Source organism: Streptomyces sp. NPDC047028 (assembly GCF_040644095.1).
Classification (GTDB): Bacteria; Actinomycetota; Actinomycetes; order Streptomycetales; family Streptomycetaceae; genus Streptomyces.
This window is the reverse complement of record NZ_JBEYVS010000018.1, coordinates 1-14,270: the sequence shown is the minus strand read 5'-3', so window position 1 is coordinate 14,270 and position 14,270 is coordinate 1. Positions and strand designations below refer to the sequence as shown.

Sequence of the window (14,270 nt, the reverse complement as noted above, 5' to 3'; positions counted from 1 at the left end):
AAGACACATACTCGCCACGAGGGGCGTGCGGTGACTTTTTGCATCCGCTTCGTGACCGACTGGTGATCGGGGCGGTGAAACCCAGGTGCCGCGGACCGGGTCGGCCTGCGAAGATCTTCAGATGTCCGGACCCCTGTACGAATCCCATGTGACCGTCCGTTGCACCGGCCCCGCCGAGGCGGAGCGGCTGCGCGGCTGGGCGGAAGCGGCGGGGCTGAAGCTGACGCACATCGTGCTGGCGCGCGGCCGGATGCGGAAGCAGCCGATGCTCACCCTCGCCGGTTCGGCGTCGTACGCGGAGGAGTCGGCGCGGGCGGCCGAAGCCGTGGCGGCGCTGCGGGCGGAGGGTTTCACCCCGGTCCGGGTGAAGACGGAGTCGGTGCCGTGGGCCCCGGGGGTGCCGGCCGGGCCGTGCGGGGGCGGACAGTACTTCGAGCACCACGTGAAGCTGCTGCTGACACCCGAAGCCGACCTGGACCGGCTGGCCGCTCGGGTCGTCCCGCACGGCGCCCATCTGTCGTGGAACGCCCGCCGGGTGAGGGGCGGCGGCCGGCAGGAGCGGTTCGTGACCCAGCGCTGCCGTGGAGTGGACGGCGAGGAGGCCGGGCGGGCGCTGGAGCAGCTGCTGAGCGAGCTGGAGGGGCTCGAAGTGCTCTCGGTGGAACGGGAGTTCGTGCTGTACGACAGCGACGAGTCGGTGGACGACGGATGGATCGAGGAACGGATGACGGAGGGGGTACAGGGATGAGTGAGGCGAACCGGCAGGAGCGGTGGCCGCGGGTCGACGTGCCCCGGACGATGACCCGGGTGCTCGGCGACGACGTGACCCAGCGTCCCGTCTTCGAGCCGGCCCTGAAGCAGTTCCACAACGCGTACCGGGCCACCGACCCCGTCTTCACCGACCCGGCGCGGGGCGAGGCGTGGCACGCGGCCCGGCGGCAGGCGCTGCACCTGGTCCTGACCGCGATCGCCGGCTCCGAGTGGTCGGAGGCCCTGGTGCTGCGCGGGAGCCTGCTGATGTCGGTGTGGTTCGGGGAGGCGGCGCGCGAGCCGGGCGACCTGGACTTCGTCGTCGTACCGGCGGAGTGGGGGATCGAGGAGGAGCGGACGGCCCGGATGCTCGCCGGGGTCGCACGGGCGGCCGAGGCCGGCGCCGGCGGCATCCGCTTCCGGGCGTCGGATGCGGTGGTGGAGGACATCTGGACCTACGACCGCGTACCCGGCCGCCGGATGAACCTGCCCTGGTCGGCGCCCGGGCTGCCCGACGGGCACGTCCAACTGGACTTCGTCTTCAACGAGCGGCTGCCCGAGGCGCCCGAGCGGGTGCAGCTGCCGGACTGTTCGGTGCTGCCCGGTGCGACGCCGGGGCTTTCGCTGGCGTGGAAGCTGATGTGGCTGATCACCGACCTGCATCCGCAGGGCAAGGACCTGTACGACGCGGTCCTCCTGGCCGAACGTCATCCGGTCTCGCACGATCTGCTGCAACAGGTGCTCCGCGACTCCGGCGAGTGGCCCGTCTCCTCCCTGGAGAAGCCGGTGTCCCTCGCGGACGTCGCGGCGGCGGCCCGGCACGTCGAGTGGGAGCACTTCGTCACCGAGTACCCCCTGTTCGCCGAGCGCGAGCGCGAGTTCGCCGACCGGCTGGTGCGGGCGCTGGCGCCCTGCTTCCCCGAGGCCGGAACGGTCTAGAGGGCTTCGGCGCCCCGTTCGCGCAGGGCCTGGTCGTACTGCTGGAGGACCCACATCTCGTTCTGTACGGCGGCGAGTTGGGCGGGGTCGCCGCCCGTGGAGAGGCGGGTGAGCTGGGACTGGATGTCGCGGATGCGGCGCTCGACGGCGCGGCGGCGGATCTGGACCAGGACCGTGCCGGCGTAGGTGTCGTCGACGGTGCGGCGCATGATCGGCTCGACGGCGAGTTCGGTGACCATGGCGCGGACGGCGTCGTCGGCCGCGGCCTCGCGGACCCGGACCAGGTACTCCTGCGGGTCCTGGACGCCGTACTCGGCGCCGCCGGACTCGGCGATCGTCTGGCGTACGGCGGCGTAGGGCGGCGCGGTGAACTCGTCGACGCCGTACGCGTCGAAGGCCGGGGAGACCAGTTCGGGGCGCTGGAGTGCCAGTTTGAGGAGTTCGCGTTCGGCGGCGTAGACCGGGTTGCGGAGGGTCAGGGCCGGGCCGCCGGGCCGCTGCTGGGGGGCGGTCTCCCACTGCTGCTGCGGGCCGCGGGGCGGCTGCGGGCCGCCGCCGCCCTTGCCGCCGCGCTCGCGGGCCCAGCGGGCCAGCTGGGCCACCCGCTTGACGACGAACTGCGTGTCGAGGATGCCGAGCAGACCGGCCAGTTCGACCGCGACCTCGTGCTGCGCGCCGCTGTTCTTGATGCGGGCCACGATCGGCGCGCACTCGTCCAGGGCGGCGGCGCGGCCGGCCGGGGTGTCCAGGTCGTAACGGCTCACGACGTGGCGGAGGGCGAACTCGAACAGCGGGGTGCGGGGCTCGGCCAGCTCGGCGACCGCCTCGTCGCCCTTGGCGATCCGCAGCTCGCAGGGGTCCATGCCGTCCGGCGCGATCGCGATGTAGGTCTCGGCGGCGAACTTCTGGTCGTCCTCGAAGGCGCGCAGGGCGGCCTTCTGCCCGGCCGCGTCGCCGTCGAAGGTGAAGATCACCCGGGCCGAGCCGTTGTCCATCAGCAGCCGGCGGAGGATCTTGATGTGCTCGCCGCCGAACGCCGTGCCGCAGGTGGCGATGGCGGTGGTCACGCCGGCGAGGTGGCAGGCCATGACGTCGGTGTAGCCCTCGACGACGACGGCCCGGCTGGCCTTGGCGATGTGCTGCTTGGCCAGGTCGATGCCGTACAGCACCTGGGACTTCTTGTAGATCGGCGTCTCGGGCGTGTTCAGGTACTTCGGGCCGGTGTCCGCCTCGTACAGCTTGCGGGCGCCGAAGCCGACGACCTCGCCGCCGATGTCCCGGATCGGCCACATCAGGCGGCCCCGGAAGCGGTCGATGGGCCCGCGCCGGCCCTCCTGGGCGAGGCCGGACAGCAGCAGCTCCTTGTCGCTGAACCCCTTGCCGCGCAAGAAGCGGATGAGGTGGTCCCAGCCCTGGGGGCTGTAGCCGACGCCGAAGTGGACGGCGGCCGCCTGGTCGAAGCCGCGCTCGGCGAGGAAGACCCGGCCGGTCTCGGCCTCGGGGCTGCTCGCGAGCTGCTCGGCGAACCACTGCGCGGCGACCTTGTGCGCCTCGACCAGGCGGATCCGCTCGCCCCGCTGGTGGGCCGGGTTGTACCCGCCCTCCTCGTACCGCAGGGTGATGCCGGCCTGGGCGGCGAGCCGCTCCACCGCCTCCGAGAAGGAGAGGTGGTCCACCTTCATCACGAAGGTGATGGTGTCGCCGCCCTCCTGGCAGCCGAAGCAGTGGAAGAGTCCCTTGCTCGGGCTGACCTGGAAGGACGGCGACTTCTCGTCGTGGAACGGGCAGAGTCCCTTGAGGTTCCCGCCGCCCGCGCCCCGCAGCTGGAGGTACTCGGAGACCACGGCGTCGATCGGAACCGCGTCCCGAACCGCCTTCACGTCCTCGTCGTTGATCCGTCCAGCCACGAGGTGATTCTACGGGGGCGGTGTGACAGCGCCGGCCCTCAGGGAGATCAGGGAACCAGGCTGTCGAGCGGTACGTGCGGGTCGGCCAGCGCCTCCGGGTCCACCGCCGCCCCGGACCGGATCAGCGCCTGGATCGGTTCTGTGACATCCCACACATTCACGTTCATCCCGGCCAGCACCTTGCCTTCCCGGACCCAGAACGCGATGAACTCCCGCTTCCCCGCGTCACCCCGGATGACCACCTCGTCGTACGACCCCGGCGGCGCCCACCCGCTGTACTCCATCCCCAGGTCGTACTGGTCGGAGAAGAAGTAGGGCAGGCGGTCGTAGGTGCCGTCCTTGCCGAGCATGGCGCGGGCCGCGGCCGGGCCGCCGTTCAGGGCGTTGGCCCAATGCTCCACCCGCAGCCGGGTGTCGAAGAGGGCGTGCGGGAAGGAGGCGACGTCACCGGCCGCGTAGATGTCGGGGTCGGAGGTCCGCAGCCGGGAGTCCACCGTGATCCCGCCGCCGTGCGCCCGCTCCGCCAGCTCCAGGCCCGCCGCCTTGGCCAGGCCCGTGCGCGGCTCCGCGCCGATCGCCGCGAGGACGGCGTGCGCCGGGTGCTCCTCGCCGTCGTCGGTGCGGGCGGCGAGGACCATGCCGTCCTGGCCGACGATCTCGGTGAGCTTCACCCCGAAGTGGAAGCGGACGCCGTGCTCGCGGTGCAGCGCGCCGAACACGTTCCCCAGCTCGGGACCGAGAACGCCGTGCAGCGGCGTGGGCGTGGGCTCGATCACGGTGACCTCGGCGCCGTACTCCCGGGCCGCCGCCGCCACCTCCAGGCCGATCCAGCCGGCGCCCGCGATCACCAGGTGCCCGTTGTCCCGGCCGAGGGAGCCGAGGACGCCCTTGAGCCGTTCGGCGTGGGCGAGCCGGCGCAGGTGGTGGACGCCCGCGAGGTCGGTGCCGGGGATGTCGAGGCGGCGGGGCTCGGCGCCGGTGGCGAGCAGCAGCTTGTCGTAGTGGACGAGGGTGCCGTCGTCGCCGAACCGGACCGTCTTCGCGTACCGGTCGACGGCGTCGACGGTCTGGCCGAGGTGCAGCTCGATGTCGTTCCGCGCGTACCAGGCGGGCTCGTGCACGAAGACCTTGTCGCGCTCCTCTTTGCCGAGCAGGTAGCCCTTGGACAGCGGGGGCCGCTCGTAGGGGTGGTCGCGCTCGTCGCAGATCAGTATCACGCGGCCGCTGAACCCCTCCGCCCGCAGCGTCTCGGCCGCCTTCGCGCCGGCGAGGCCGCCTCCGACGATGACGAATGTCTGATCCGCGTCGACCACTTGATGCCTCCTCGTAAGGGTGCCGCCACATGCGAGCGTCCCGCACGCGGCGTGTTGCGGGAAGGGGGAGTGACCCGATCAGGCCACTCGGGGGCACATTCCTCTCACATATGCCCCGTCAGTCTCGCGTGCAGCGAGCGGGCGGAGGCGTCCGTGAGGGAGGCGATCTGGTCGACGATCACCCGTTTGCGCGCGTGATCGTCCGATGCCCCGTCGAACAGCGCCCGAAACTGCGGGTCCAGCCCGTCGGGCGCCCGGGCGGTGAGCGCCTCCGCGAGTTCGGCTACGACCACCCGCTGGTCGGCGCGCAGCCGCTCCTGCTCGGCCCGCTGCATCACATACCGGTCGGCGACCGCCTTGAGCACCGCGCACTCCAGGCGGGCCTCGCGGGGTACGACGAGTTCGGCGTCGTAGCGCGTGAGCCGGCCGCTGCCGTACGCCGCCCGGGTGGCGCCCTCGGCGGCCAGGCAGAACCGGCCGATGAGCTGGCTGGTGGCGTCCTTCAGGCGGGCCTGGGCGACCGCCGTGCCGTCGTAGCCGTGCGGCCACCACTCCTGGTCCTGGAGCCGGTCCAGGGCGGCGGCGAGTTCGGCGGGGTCGGTGTCCGCCGGGACGTACCGGCCGACGGCGACCTCGAACACGGCCTGCCGCTCGGGCTCGGCGTGCAGGCAGTTGGGGTCGATGTGACCGGCGTGCAGGCCGTCTTCCACGTCGTGCACCGAGTAGGCCACGTCGTCCGACCAGTCCATGACCTGCGCCTCGAAGCAGGTGCGGGTGCCGGGGGCGTACGCGCGGACCCAGTCGAACACCGGGCGGTCGTCCTCGTACACCCCGAACTTCCCGGACGCCGGGTCGGTGGGGTGGGCACCCCTCGGCCAGGGGTACTTGGTGGCGGCGTCCAGCGCGGCCCGGGTGAGGTTGAGGCCGACCGAGCCCTCGGGCGTGAAGCGCTTGGGTTCGATGCGGGTGAGCAGGCGCAGCGACTGGGCGTTGCCCTCGAAGCCGCCGCAGTCGTCGGCGAACTCGTTCAGAGCCTGTTCGCCGTTGTGACCGAACGGGGGGTGGCCGAGGTCGTGGGACAGGCAGGCCGCCTCCACCAGGTCGGGATCACAGCCGAGGGCCGCGCCCAGCTCCCGGCCCACCTGGGCGCATTCGAGGGAGTGCGTGAGCCGGGTGCGGGGGCTGGCGTCCCAGGCGTGGGTGCGGGTGCCGGGCGTGACGACCTGGGTCTTGCCGGCGAGGCGGCGCAGGGCCGAGGAGTGCAGGATGCGGGCGCGGTCGCGTTGGAAGGCGGTGCGGCCGGGGCGCTTGTCCGGTTCCGGGGCGAATCGCTCCAGGGCCGCTGGGCCGTAGGCGGTGAGGGGTGCTGCGGTGCCTTCCATGGGTCGACAGTACGGGGCGGCTGTGACAAATGGGGGTTGCCGGTGCGCCTAGTCGGTTGCCGGGTTCGGATTTCGGGCGGGTGCGGGTGCGTTGTGGCTTGTCGCGCCCACGCGGCGGAGCCGCATATCGACAGAGCCCCGCGCCCCTTAGGCGGCTTCTGTGGACGTGGTTGTCAGGCTCTCCTCGTAGCGGTGGAGGATCAGGTCGGTCATCGCTCTGTGGGCTCCCAGGGGGGCCGACGCCAGCCAGGGGGTCTGGGTCGCGCACTGGGTGGCGAAGTGGCCCGGGGCTGTGAAGTAGGAGGCGATGGCGATGTGGGGGCGGCCCCGGGCGGTCAGGGCTCGTACGGCTGTGTCGATCGTCGGGGTGGCTGCCGAGGCGTAGGCGGGGATCACCGGGACGCCGAGGCGGGCGGCGAGGAGGCGGGCCGTGCGGCGGGTGTCGGTCGCGGAGTCCGGGTCGCGGGAGCCGGCTGCCGCGAGGACGACGGCGGCGGTGCGGCGGGCGGCGTGGTCGAGGACGGTCGGCCAGCCGGACTCCAGGAGGCGGGTGTGCAGGGCGTCCACCAGGAGGGGGTGCGGGCCGAGCGGGGCCGCCACGCGCGCGCGTGCCGGTGCGGCCGCCGCCAGCCCGGGGATGTCCCGCTTGACGTGGTAGCCGCGGCTGAGGAGCAGCGGGACGAGGACGGCGGGAGCGGCGCCGAGGGCGGTGAGGGTGTCGGAGAGCAAGGGGGCGTTCAGCTCGATGTGGCCCAGGTGGACGGGGAGGCCGGGGCGGCGCTCGCGCACCTGGTCCAGCAGGGCCCGTACGGTCCGCAGCGCGCGCGGGTCGCGGCTGCCGTGGGCCACGAGGACGAGGGCGGGCGGAGCCGGGCGGCGGAGACGTGCGGTGCCGGTTCGGATGCTGGTGCTGTTCGACGCCGTCATGCGGGCAGCCTGCCCGAGGGACGTTGCGCCCCCGTTGCGCTGCCGTCACAGGCATTTTCCGTGGGCTCACCTCGTACGGGTGTGCGGTGTGAGGCCGGGCGGCGCGAAACCGGACCGCCGCCGAGCGCGTCCTCCATGGTCGTAGCCGATCACTGGGGGCCGTATGACGTTCCGCCGACCGCGGTTGCCGCGTACCCGCTCGGGGCAGCGGCGGCTGGTGCAGGCCGTGATGGCCGTGTGCGTGCTGGCGCTGCTTCCGGCCACCTGGCTGTACGTGTCGACGGCCGGCCGGCTGCGGACGGTGGCGGACGTGCCGCGCACCGAGGTCGCCGTGGTCTTCGGCGCGGGCCTGTGGGACGGGGAGCCGTCCCCCTATCTGGCGCACCGGCTGGACGCGGCGGCGAAGCTGTACCGCGCGGGCCGTGTCGAGGTCGTGCTGGTCACCGGCGACAACAGCCGGAAGGACTACGACGAGCCGGACGCGATGCGCGCCTATCTGACCCGGCACGGGGTGCCGGACGGGCGGATCGTCAGTGACTACGCCGGATTCGACACCTGGGACTCCTGCGTGCGCGCCAAGAAGATCTTCGGGGTGGACCGGGCCGTACTGATCAGCCAGGGCTTCCACATCCGGCGGGCGGTGGCCCTGTGCGAGGCCGCGGGGGTGGACTCGTACGGCGTCGGGGTCTCCGACAAGCACGACGTGACCTGGTACTACGGCGGGGCGCGCGAGGTGTTCGCGGCGGGCAAAGCGGCGCTGGACGCGGTGTTCCAGCCCGATCCGCGCTTCCTGGGCCCGAAGGAGGCGGGGGTGACGCGGGCGCTGGCCGGCGGGCGGTGAGCCTCGCTGCTCGTGGGCCGGGGACCTCACTGCTTGCTCACCGGCGTGGGGAGGTCGCCGTCCCGGCCGTGTAACCGGCGGCGGACCCGAGCCGTAACACTCCCCGCGCAGGCTGGGCGGCATGGACACCACCTCGACGCCCACCCACTGCCCGTACTGCGCCCTGCAGTGCGGGATGAACCTCACGCCCCGCCCGCAGGGGGGCGTCGAGGTGACCGAGCGGGCCGGCTTCCCGGTGAACCGGGGCGCGTTGTGCGGCAAGGGCCGTACGGCGGCCGAGGTGCTGTCGCCGGCCGCGCGGCTGACCTCGCCGCTGGTCCGGTCGGGCGGCCGGCTGGTGGAGGCGTCCTGGGCCGAGGCGCTCGACCGGATCGCCGGCGCGCTGCGGGAGACGCGCACGGAGCACGGCGCGGACGCGCTCGGCGTGTTCGGCGGGGGCGGGCTGACGAACGAGAAGGCGTACGCGCTCGGGAAGTTCGCGCGGGTGGTGCTGGGGACCTCGCAGATCGACTACAACGGCCGGTTCTGCATGTCCTCGGCGGCGGCCGCCGGCACGACGGCGTTCGGGTTGGACCGGGGGCTGCCGTTCCCCCTGGAGGACGTCCCGAGGAGCGGGTGCGTGATCCTGGTCGGCTCCAACCCGGCCGAGACCATGCCGCCCTCGCTGCGCTTCTTCACCGAACTTCGGGAGAACCGCGGCACGTTGATCGTCGTCGACCCGCGCCGCACGAAGACCGCCGAGCAGGCCGACCTGCACCTCGCGCCCCGGCCCGGCACCGATCTGGCGCTCGCGCTGGGCCTGTTGCATCTGGTGGTGGCCGAGGGGCGGACCGACGAGGAGTACATCCGGGACCGGACCACCGGCTGGGAGGAGGCGCGGGCGGCGGCGATGGCGCACTGGCCGGAGCTGGTGGAGCGGATCACGGGGGTGTCCGTTCCCGAACTCCGCCAGGCGGTAGGGATGTTCTGCGAGCCGGAGTCCGCGATGGTGCTGACGGCGCGCGGTCCGGAGCAGCAGTCCAAGGGCACGGACACCGTCGGAGCGTGGATCAACCTGTGCCTGGCGACCGGCCGGCCGGGGCGCCCGCACTCCGGGTACGGCTGTCTGACCGGGCAGGGCAACGGGCAGGGCGGACGCGAACACGGCCAGAAGGCGGACCAGTTGCCCGGCTACCGCAAGCTGGACGACCCGGCGGCGCGACGGCACGTGGCCGGGGTGTGGGGGGTGGACCCGGACAGCCTGCCCGGGCCCGGCCGCAGCGCGTACGAACTCCTCGACGCCCTCGGCACGGACATCCGGGCGCTGCTGCTGATGGGCTCCAACCCGGTCGTGTCGGCCCCGCGCGCCGCACACGTGGAGCAGCGCGTCCGGTCGCTGGACTTCCTCGCGGTGTGCGACGTCGTCCTGTCGGAGACGGCGGAGCTTGCGGACGTCGTCCTGCCGGTGACGCAGTGGGCGGAGGAGACGGGCACGACGACCAGCCTGGAGGGCAGGGTGCTGCTGCGCCGCCGGGCGGTCGCCCCGCCGGACGGGGTCCGCAGCGACCTGGAGGTCCTGCACGAACTGGCCGCCCGCCTCGGCATGGAGAAGGGCTTCCCGACCGACCCGGAGGAGGTGTTCGGGGAACTGCGCCGGGCCTCCGCCGGCGGCCCCGCCGACTACTCGGGCATCACCTACGGGCGGCTGGCGGCGGAGGACGGGGTCTTCTGGCCCTGCCCGGACGGAACGCCGGCGGACAGCCACGATGACTCACCCCACCCCGGCACCCCCCGCCTCTTCCTGGACCGGTTCGCCACCGGTGACGGGCGCGCGCGGTTCGTCGCCGTGGCACACCGGGCGGCGGCGGAGGAGCCGGACGCGGAGTATCCGCTGCTGCTGACCACCGGCCGGGTGGTGGCCCAGTACCAGTCGGGGGCGCAGACCCGGCGGGTCGCGGAGCTGAACGCGGCGGCGCCCGGTCCGTTCGTGGAGTTGCACCCGCGGCTCGCGGCGCGGCTCGGCGCGGCCGACGGCGACCCGGTGACGGTGGTGTCCCGGCGCGGCCGGGCCGTCGCCCCGGCCCGCGTGACCACGGCCATCCGCCCGGACACGGTCTTCATGCCGTTCCACTGGCCGGGCGAGGGCCGCGCCAACACCCTCACGAACCCGGCGCTGGACCCGACGTCGCGGATGCCGGAGTTCAAGACGTGCGCGGTGCGGGTGGAACTCCACCGGCCGGCCGAAGCCCGCTGATCAGCGGCCGACCGGCCAGACGCCGTCCGGGACACGGGCGCCGTCGGTGCGCAGTCGGTCGACGACGCGCGGGGCGGCCAGGTACACCCAGGCCCGTGCGGTGCCGCCGTCGGCGCGCACGACGTCGCGGGCGACGCGTTCGTACAGGGCGCCCGGGTCGCCCGGCACGTACTCCTCCAGCAGGTCCAGCTCCGCGAGGAGCGCGTCGTACGCCGACGGGAGCGGGGTGACGAGTTCGCCGTGCACCACTCCCCCGGGCTCCTCGACGGCGTAGGGGTAGCCGGGGCCCTCGTACAGAACGGCGTCCCGCAGGTGTGCCGGTTCCTCGGTGTGAACGCGGCCGCGCAGGTACCGGTCGTGGTGACGGCCGCCGGGACGGAGGGTGCCGTAGACGAAAAACGGCAGGCCCGGGCGGGGTTGCTGCTCCGTGACGATCACGGAAACGATTCTCTACCCCCTCCACCTCGTCACACATCTCCATGAAGACGCTATGGACATGACATGTCATGCCTCCTTAAATCTCAGGGGACAACAGCGCCAACCCCCACGCCTCGAAGGCGCCTTCCCAAGGAGACCGATGAGTCGGATACGGCACGTCCGAGGATCCCGTCGTCTCGCCACGGCCGGCATAGCAGCCACCAGCGCCGCCCTGCTGGCCACCGCCCTCTCCCCCGCAGCCCACGCGGACGCCCGGCCGACCCGGGCCACCGCGATCGAGAACGCCGCGTCGGCCCTCGTGGCCCATGCCGCGAGCCTCGGCCTGACCTCCGCACAGGACACCAGCGTCCGGGACGTCATCGTCGACAAGGACGGCACCCAGCACGTCCGTTACGACCGGACCTACCACAACCTCCCCGTGCTGGGCGGTGACTTCGTCGTCCACCTGGCCCCCGGCGGTACGTACCGCAGCGCCAACCGGGCCACCAGAGCCACGATCTCCCTCCCCACGATCGCCCCGAAGCTGTCCGCGCCCAGGGCCGCCGACCTCGCGGTGAACGCCCTGCGCGCCGCCAATCTGGGCGAGACGCTGCACCGGCTCAAGGCCAAGCCCGAGCTGATCGTCGACGCCCTGCACGGCACGCCCCGGCTGGCCTGGCGCACCAACGCCGTCGGCCAGGACTCGCTCGGCAACCCGGTCGCCCGCACGGTGCTGACCGACGCCCGCACCGGCGCCCAGATCGACGCCTGGGACAGCATCGAGACGGCCGCCGGCGACGGAAAGTCCCTGTACAGCGGGACGGTTCCGCTGGAGACGACCCAGTCCGGCTCCTCGTACCAGCTCAAGGACCCCACCCGCGGCAACACCTACACCGGTGACGCCGAGGGCAAGACGGACCTGTGCTTCTTCGGGATCTGCTTCGTCCGCGCCCCCGCGACCCTGTTCACGGACGCCGACAACCACTGGGGCACGGGCAGCAACAGCGACCGCGCCTCGGCCGCCGTCGACGCCCAGTACGGCACCAACGAGACCTGGGACTACTACAAGAACGTGCACGGCCGCAACGGCATCGCCGGTGACGGCAAGGGCTCGTACAACCGCGTCCACTACGGCAGCAACTACGACAACGCCTTCTGGGACGACAGTTGCTTCTGCATGACCTACGGCGACGGTGACGGGACCACCTTCGGCCCGCTGGTCGCCCTCGACGTCGCCGGGCACGAGATGACCCACGGCGTCACCTCCAAGACGGCGGGCCTGACCTACTCCGGCGAGTCCGGCGGCCTGAACGAGGCCACCTCCGACATCCTCGGCACGATGGTGGAGTGGTACGCGAACAACCCCTCCGACAAGGGCGACTACCTGATCGGCGAGCAGATCGTGAAGCCCGGCTTCGGCCAGCCCGCGCTCCGCTTCATGGACAAGCCCTCCAGGGACGGCAACTCGGCCGACTACTGGAGCAGTTCAGTCGGCAACCTCGACGTCCACTACTCCTCCGGCGTCGCCAACCACTTCGCCTACCTCCTCGCGGAGGGCAGCGGACCCAAGACCATCAACGGGGTCAGCTACAACTCCCCGACCTACAACGGCTCCACCCTCACCGGCATCGGCCACGACAAGGTCGGCAAGATCTGGTACCGCGCCCTGACGGTCTACATGACGTCCTCCACGAACTACGCGGGCGCCCGCACGGCCACCCTCAACGCCGCCAAGGACCTCTACGGCGCGAACAGCACGGAGTACAACGCGGTGGCGGCGACGTGGAGCGCGGTCAACGTGAACTGATGTACTGAGGTCCCAGGACCCCTGAAACACCGTGAAGGCCGGCGCCGCAAGCAGGGCACCGGCCTTCTCCTCGTGCGGGTTCGCGTGACCGGCACACGTCCGTCATCGCAATATGCCCGGATTGCCTTTCCGTCAGATTAGAACTTCGTCACCGGGGCAGTCAAATTCGGCAATCATTGTCATCAATTTTTCGTGAGTCGAATTATTCCGGAAAGTCGGATATTTCTGCACAATGAACCCCAGAATCTCACGGCTAAACCTAACCGCTTCAGCAATAATTTCCTGCACGCCACAGCTTCCAGCCTCAGGATCCCAAGACCTTTGCACGACCAAATCAAGACCGTCAGGGATGCAATGAATAAGCAGATCATTCTCGGTAAAACTGATACTGCCGGGATCCCCCTGTCGGACTTCTTTAACCGCAAACAGGAGACTGAAGGCGAAGTCTAGGGCTGGAGTCTTCGGAAATGCCTCCTTCCCAAGGCCAGGCATAGAGATGCTGACATCCGTGAAGAAGTAGTCGTAGCGCAGATCCATTTCACTCGCCCGCTCAAGGCGGGCAAGCTCGCTTTCCCTGGGCGACTTCATGGACTCTGACACAAATTCGATACTAATCATGAAATTTCGAATTCTCCCACGTGAATGATGACGCGCCACCCGTCGCCCGCACATTCCTATTTGGATGGCGCGGGCGACGAGCTTCGCGGGACGTGACCGTCAAGGTATCGGATGCGCAGTCCTCAGACTCCCGTCTACATTGAGGACCACCCTGATACCATACGCTCTATTGGTACCGAGTCCACGACTCTGTTTGTTACTCAGAATCCCGACTCCATCCGGCCCAGCGTTGACCCTACCTTCGTAGACGTAACCGTCACGCCCCCCACTGTTAGGGCTCGCCGGATTGTTACTCACAACCTCTTGAATCCATTTCTGAACCTTTCGCCCTTTCCCAATGAATGCACCCTTAGTCTCGGGATCGTATTCCGCGCCGCCGATGCGATGCCGGTCCTGGACATGCTGCCAGCCGTCATATTCGTCTGTACTCCAAGTGATCTCCGGGTTTTGAGCACCCGGGTCCACAGATTTGCCGCCGCCGCTTGCTGCTCCGTCGGCTTCGCGGAATGCTCGGCCGAGTTTGTCTGAGCCGGAGTCGAGCATTTTTTTGCCGGCTACGACTCCTCCGATGCCGCCGGCTATCGATGGTACGCCTGCTTCGCAGAGGACTCCGACGCCGCATTCGACGATTCCGGATGCGGTGAGGACGATGCCGCCTGTCTCGCTGAATGCTCCGCCGATGGTGTCGAAGAGTCCTGACCAGAAGTCGTTGCTGCTGGCGAGGCTTGAGAGGTAGTTTCCGTTGTTCTGGCTGCTGTCGCCGGGGCCGGTGGGTGCGCCGCTGCAGTATTGGGACAGTCCGGTGCGGGCGCAGAGTACAGGGTTGTAGCTGGAACTGCCGTTGCTGGTGGTGGTGTTGCTTGTGTTGCCGGTGCTGTCGGTGGGGGCTGTGCCGGATCCTAGTCGTCCGTCTCCGTATTCTTTTCCGTGTTTGGTTTCCCATTCTTCGACCGTTTTGGTTCCGCCGCAGATGCCGTCTTGCATGCAGACGGCTTGGCCGGTGGGGTCGGCTTGGGTGACGGGGTTGTTGTTGGCGTAGCTGTAGCCGTTGAGGGATTGGTGTTGGTCGAGGGTGAGGAGGGGGTCGGTGCTGAGGAATTGGCCGGTGGTGGGGTCGTATTCGCGGGCGCCGATGT

12 protein-coding genes are annotated in these 14,270 nt (G+C 70.8%); 5 read left to right on the top strand and 7 right to left on the bottom strand.

Going from position 1 to position 14,270, the window contains the following annotated elements:
* Positions 1–121 precede the first annotated feature (121 nt).
* A complete protein-coding gene (locus ABZ854_RS17720; RefSeq protein WP_361211204.1) occupies positions 122–748 on the top strand; it encodes a hypothetical protein in 627 nt (208 codons plus the stop codon).
* Entirely contained in the window at positions 745–1,689 is a 945-nt protein-coding gene (locus ABZ854_RS17715) for a nucleotidyl transferase AbiEii/AbiGii toxin family protein (RefSeq protein ID WP_361211201.1), read from the top strand. The genes ABZ854_RS17720 and ABZ854_RS17715 overlap by 4 nt, the downstream gene beginning before the upstream one ends.
* Here the strand turns inward: ABZ854_RS17715 and dnaG are convergent.
* The 4 genes from dnaG to ABZ854_RS17695 form a co-directional block, all read right to left on the bottom strand.
* Positions 1,686–3,596 (bottom strand): DNA primase, encoded by a 1,911-nt coding sequence (gene dnaG, locus ABZ854_RS17710; protein WP_361211198.1) that lies wholly within the window; start codon positions 3,594–3,596, stop codon positions 1,686–1,688. The two genes, ABZ854_RS17715 and dnaG, sit on opposite strands and share 4 nt — an antisense overlap.
* A gap of 47 nt (positions 3,597–3,643) precedes the next feature.
* Positions 3,644–4,909, bottom strand: a complete 1,266-nt coding sequence (locus ABZ854_RS17705) for an FAD-dependent oxidoreductase (RefSeq protein ID WP_361211195.1) — start codon at positions 4,907–4,909, stop codon at positions 3,644–3,646.
* Between the two features lie 104 nt (positions 4,910–5,013).
* Entirely contained in the window at positions 5,014–6,291 is a 1,278-nt protein-coding gene (locus ABZ854_RS17700; protein WP_361211192.1) for a deoxyguanosinetriphosphate triphosphohydrolase, read from the bottom strand.
* A 147-nt stretch (positions 6,292–6,438) separates the two neighbouring features.
* Positions 6,439–7,218: a sirohydrochlorin chelatase gene (locus ABZ854_RS17695; protein ID WP_361211189.1), complete on the bottom strand. Its 780-nt coding sequence runs from the start codon at positions 7,216–7,218 to the stop codon at positions 6,439–6,441.
* A gap of 163 nt (positions 7,219–7,381) precedes the next feature.
* On the opposite strand from ABZ854_RS17695, the gene ABZ854_RS17690 reads away from it, so the two are divergent.
* Complete coding sequence (locus ABZ854_RS17690; protein WP_361211186.1) at positions 7,382–8,059, top strand: ElyC/SanA/YdcF family protein; 678 nt, start codon at positions 7,382–7,384, stop codon at positions 8,057–8,059.
* Between the two features lie 121 nt (positions 8,060–8,180).
* Complete coding sequence (locus ABZ854_RS17685) at positions 8,181–10,292, top strand: molybdopterin-dependent oxidoreductase (protein WP_361211183.1); 2,112 nt, start codon at positions 8,181–8,183, stop codon at positions 10,290–10,292.
* On the opposite strand, the gene ABZ854_RS17680 is transcribed toward ABZ854_RS17685, so the two are convergent.
* A complete protein-coding gene (locus ABZ854_RS17680) occupies positions 10,293–10,730 on the bottom strand; it encodes a gamma-glutamylcyclotransferase family protein (protein WP_361211180.1) in 438 nt (145 codons plus the stop codon). It abuts the gene before it with no gap.
* Positions 10,731–10,869: 139 nt separating this feature from the next.
* Here ABZ854_RS17680 and ABZ854_RS17675 point away from each other — a divergent pair, with 139 nt between their 5' ends.
* Positions 10,870–12,516 carry a M4 family metallopeptidase gene (locus tag ABZ854_RS17675; RefSeq protein WP_361211177.1) on the top strand — a complete coding sequence of 549 codons (1,647 nt, stop codon included), beginning with the start codon at positions 10,870–10,872 and terminating at the stop codon, positions 12,514–12,516.
* Between the two features lie 132 nt (positions 12,517–12,648).
* On the opposite strand, the gene ABZ854_RS17670 is transcribed toward ABZ854_RS17675, so the two are convergent.
* Both ABZ854_RS17670 and ABZ854_RS17665 read right to left on the bottom strand, forming a co-directional pair.
* A complete protein-coding gene (locus ABZ854_RS17670) occupies positions 12,649–13,134 on the bottom strand; it encodes a hypothetical protein (RefSeq protein ID WP_361211174.1) in 486 nt (161 codons plus the stop codon).
* 99 nt (positions 13,135–13,233) lie between these two features.
* The coding region (locus ABZ854_RS17665) for an RHS repeat-associated core domain-containing protein (protein ID WP_361211171.1) at positions 13,234–14,270 on the bottom strand (1,037 nt) is incomplete at its 5' end.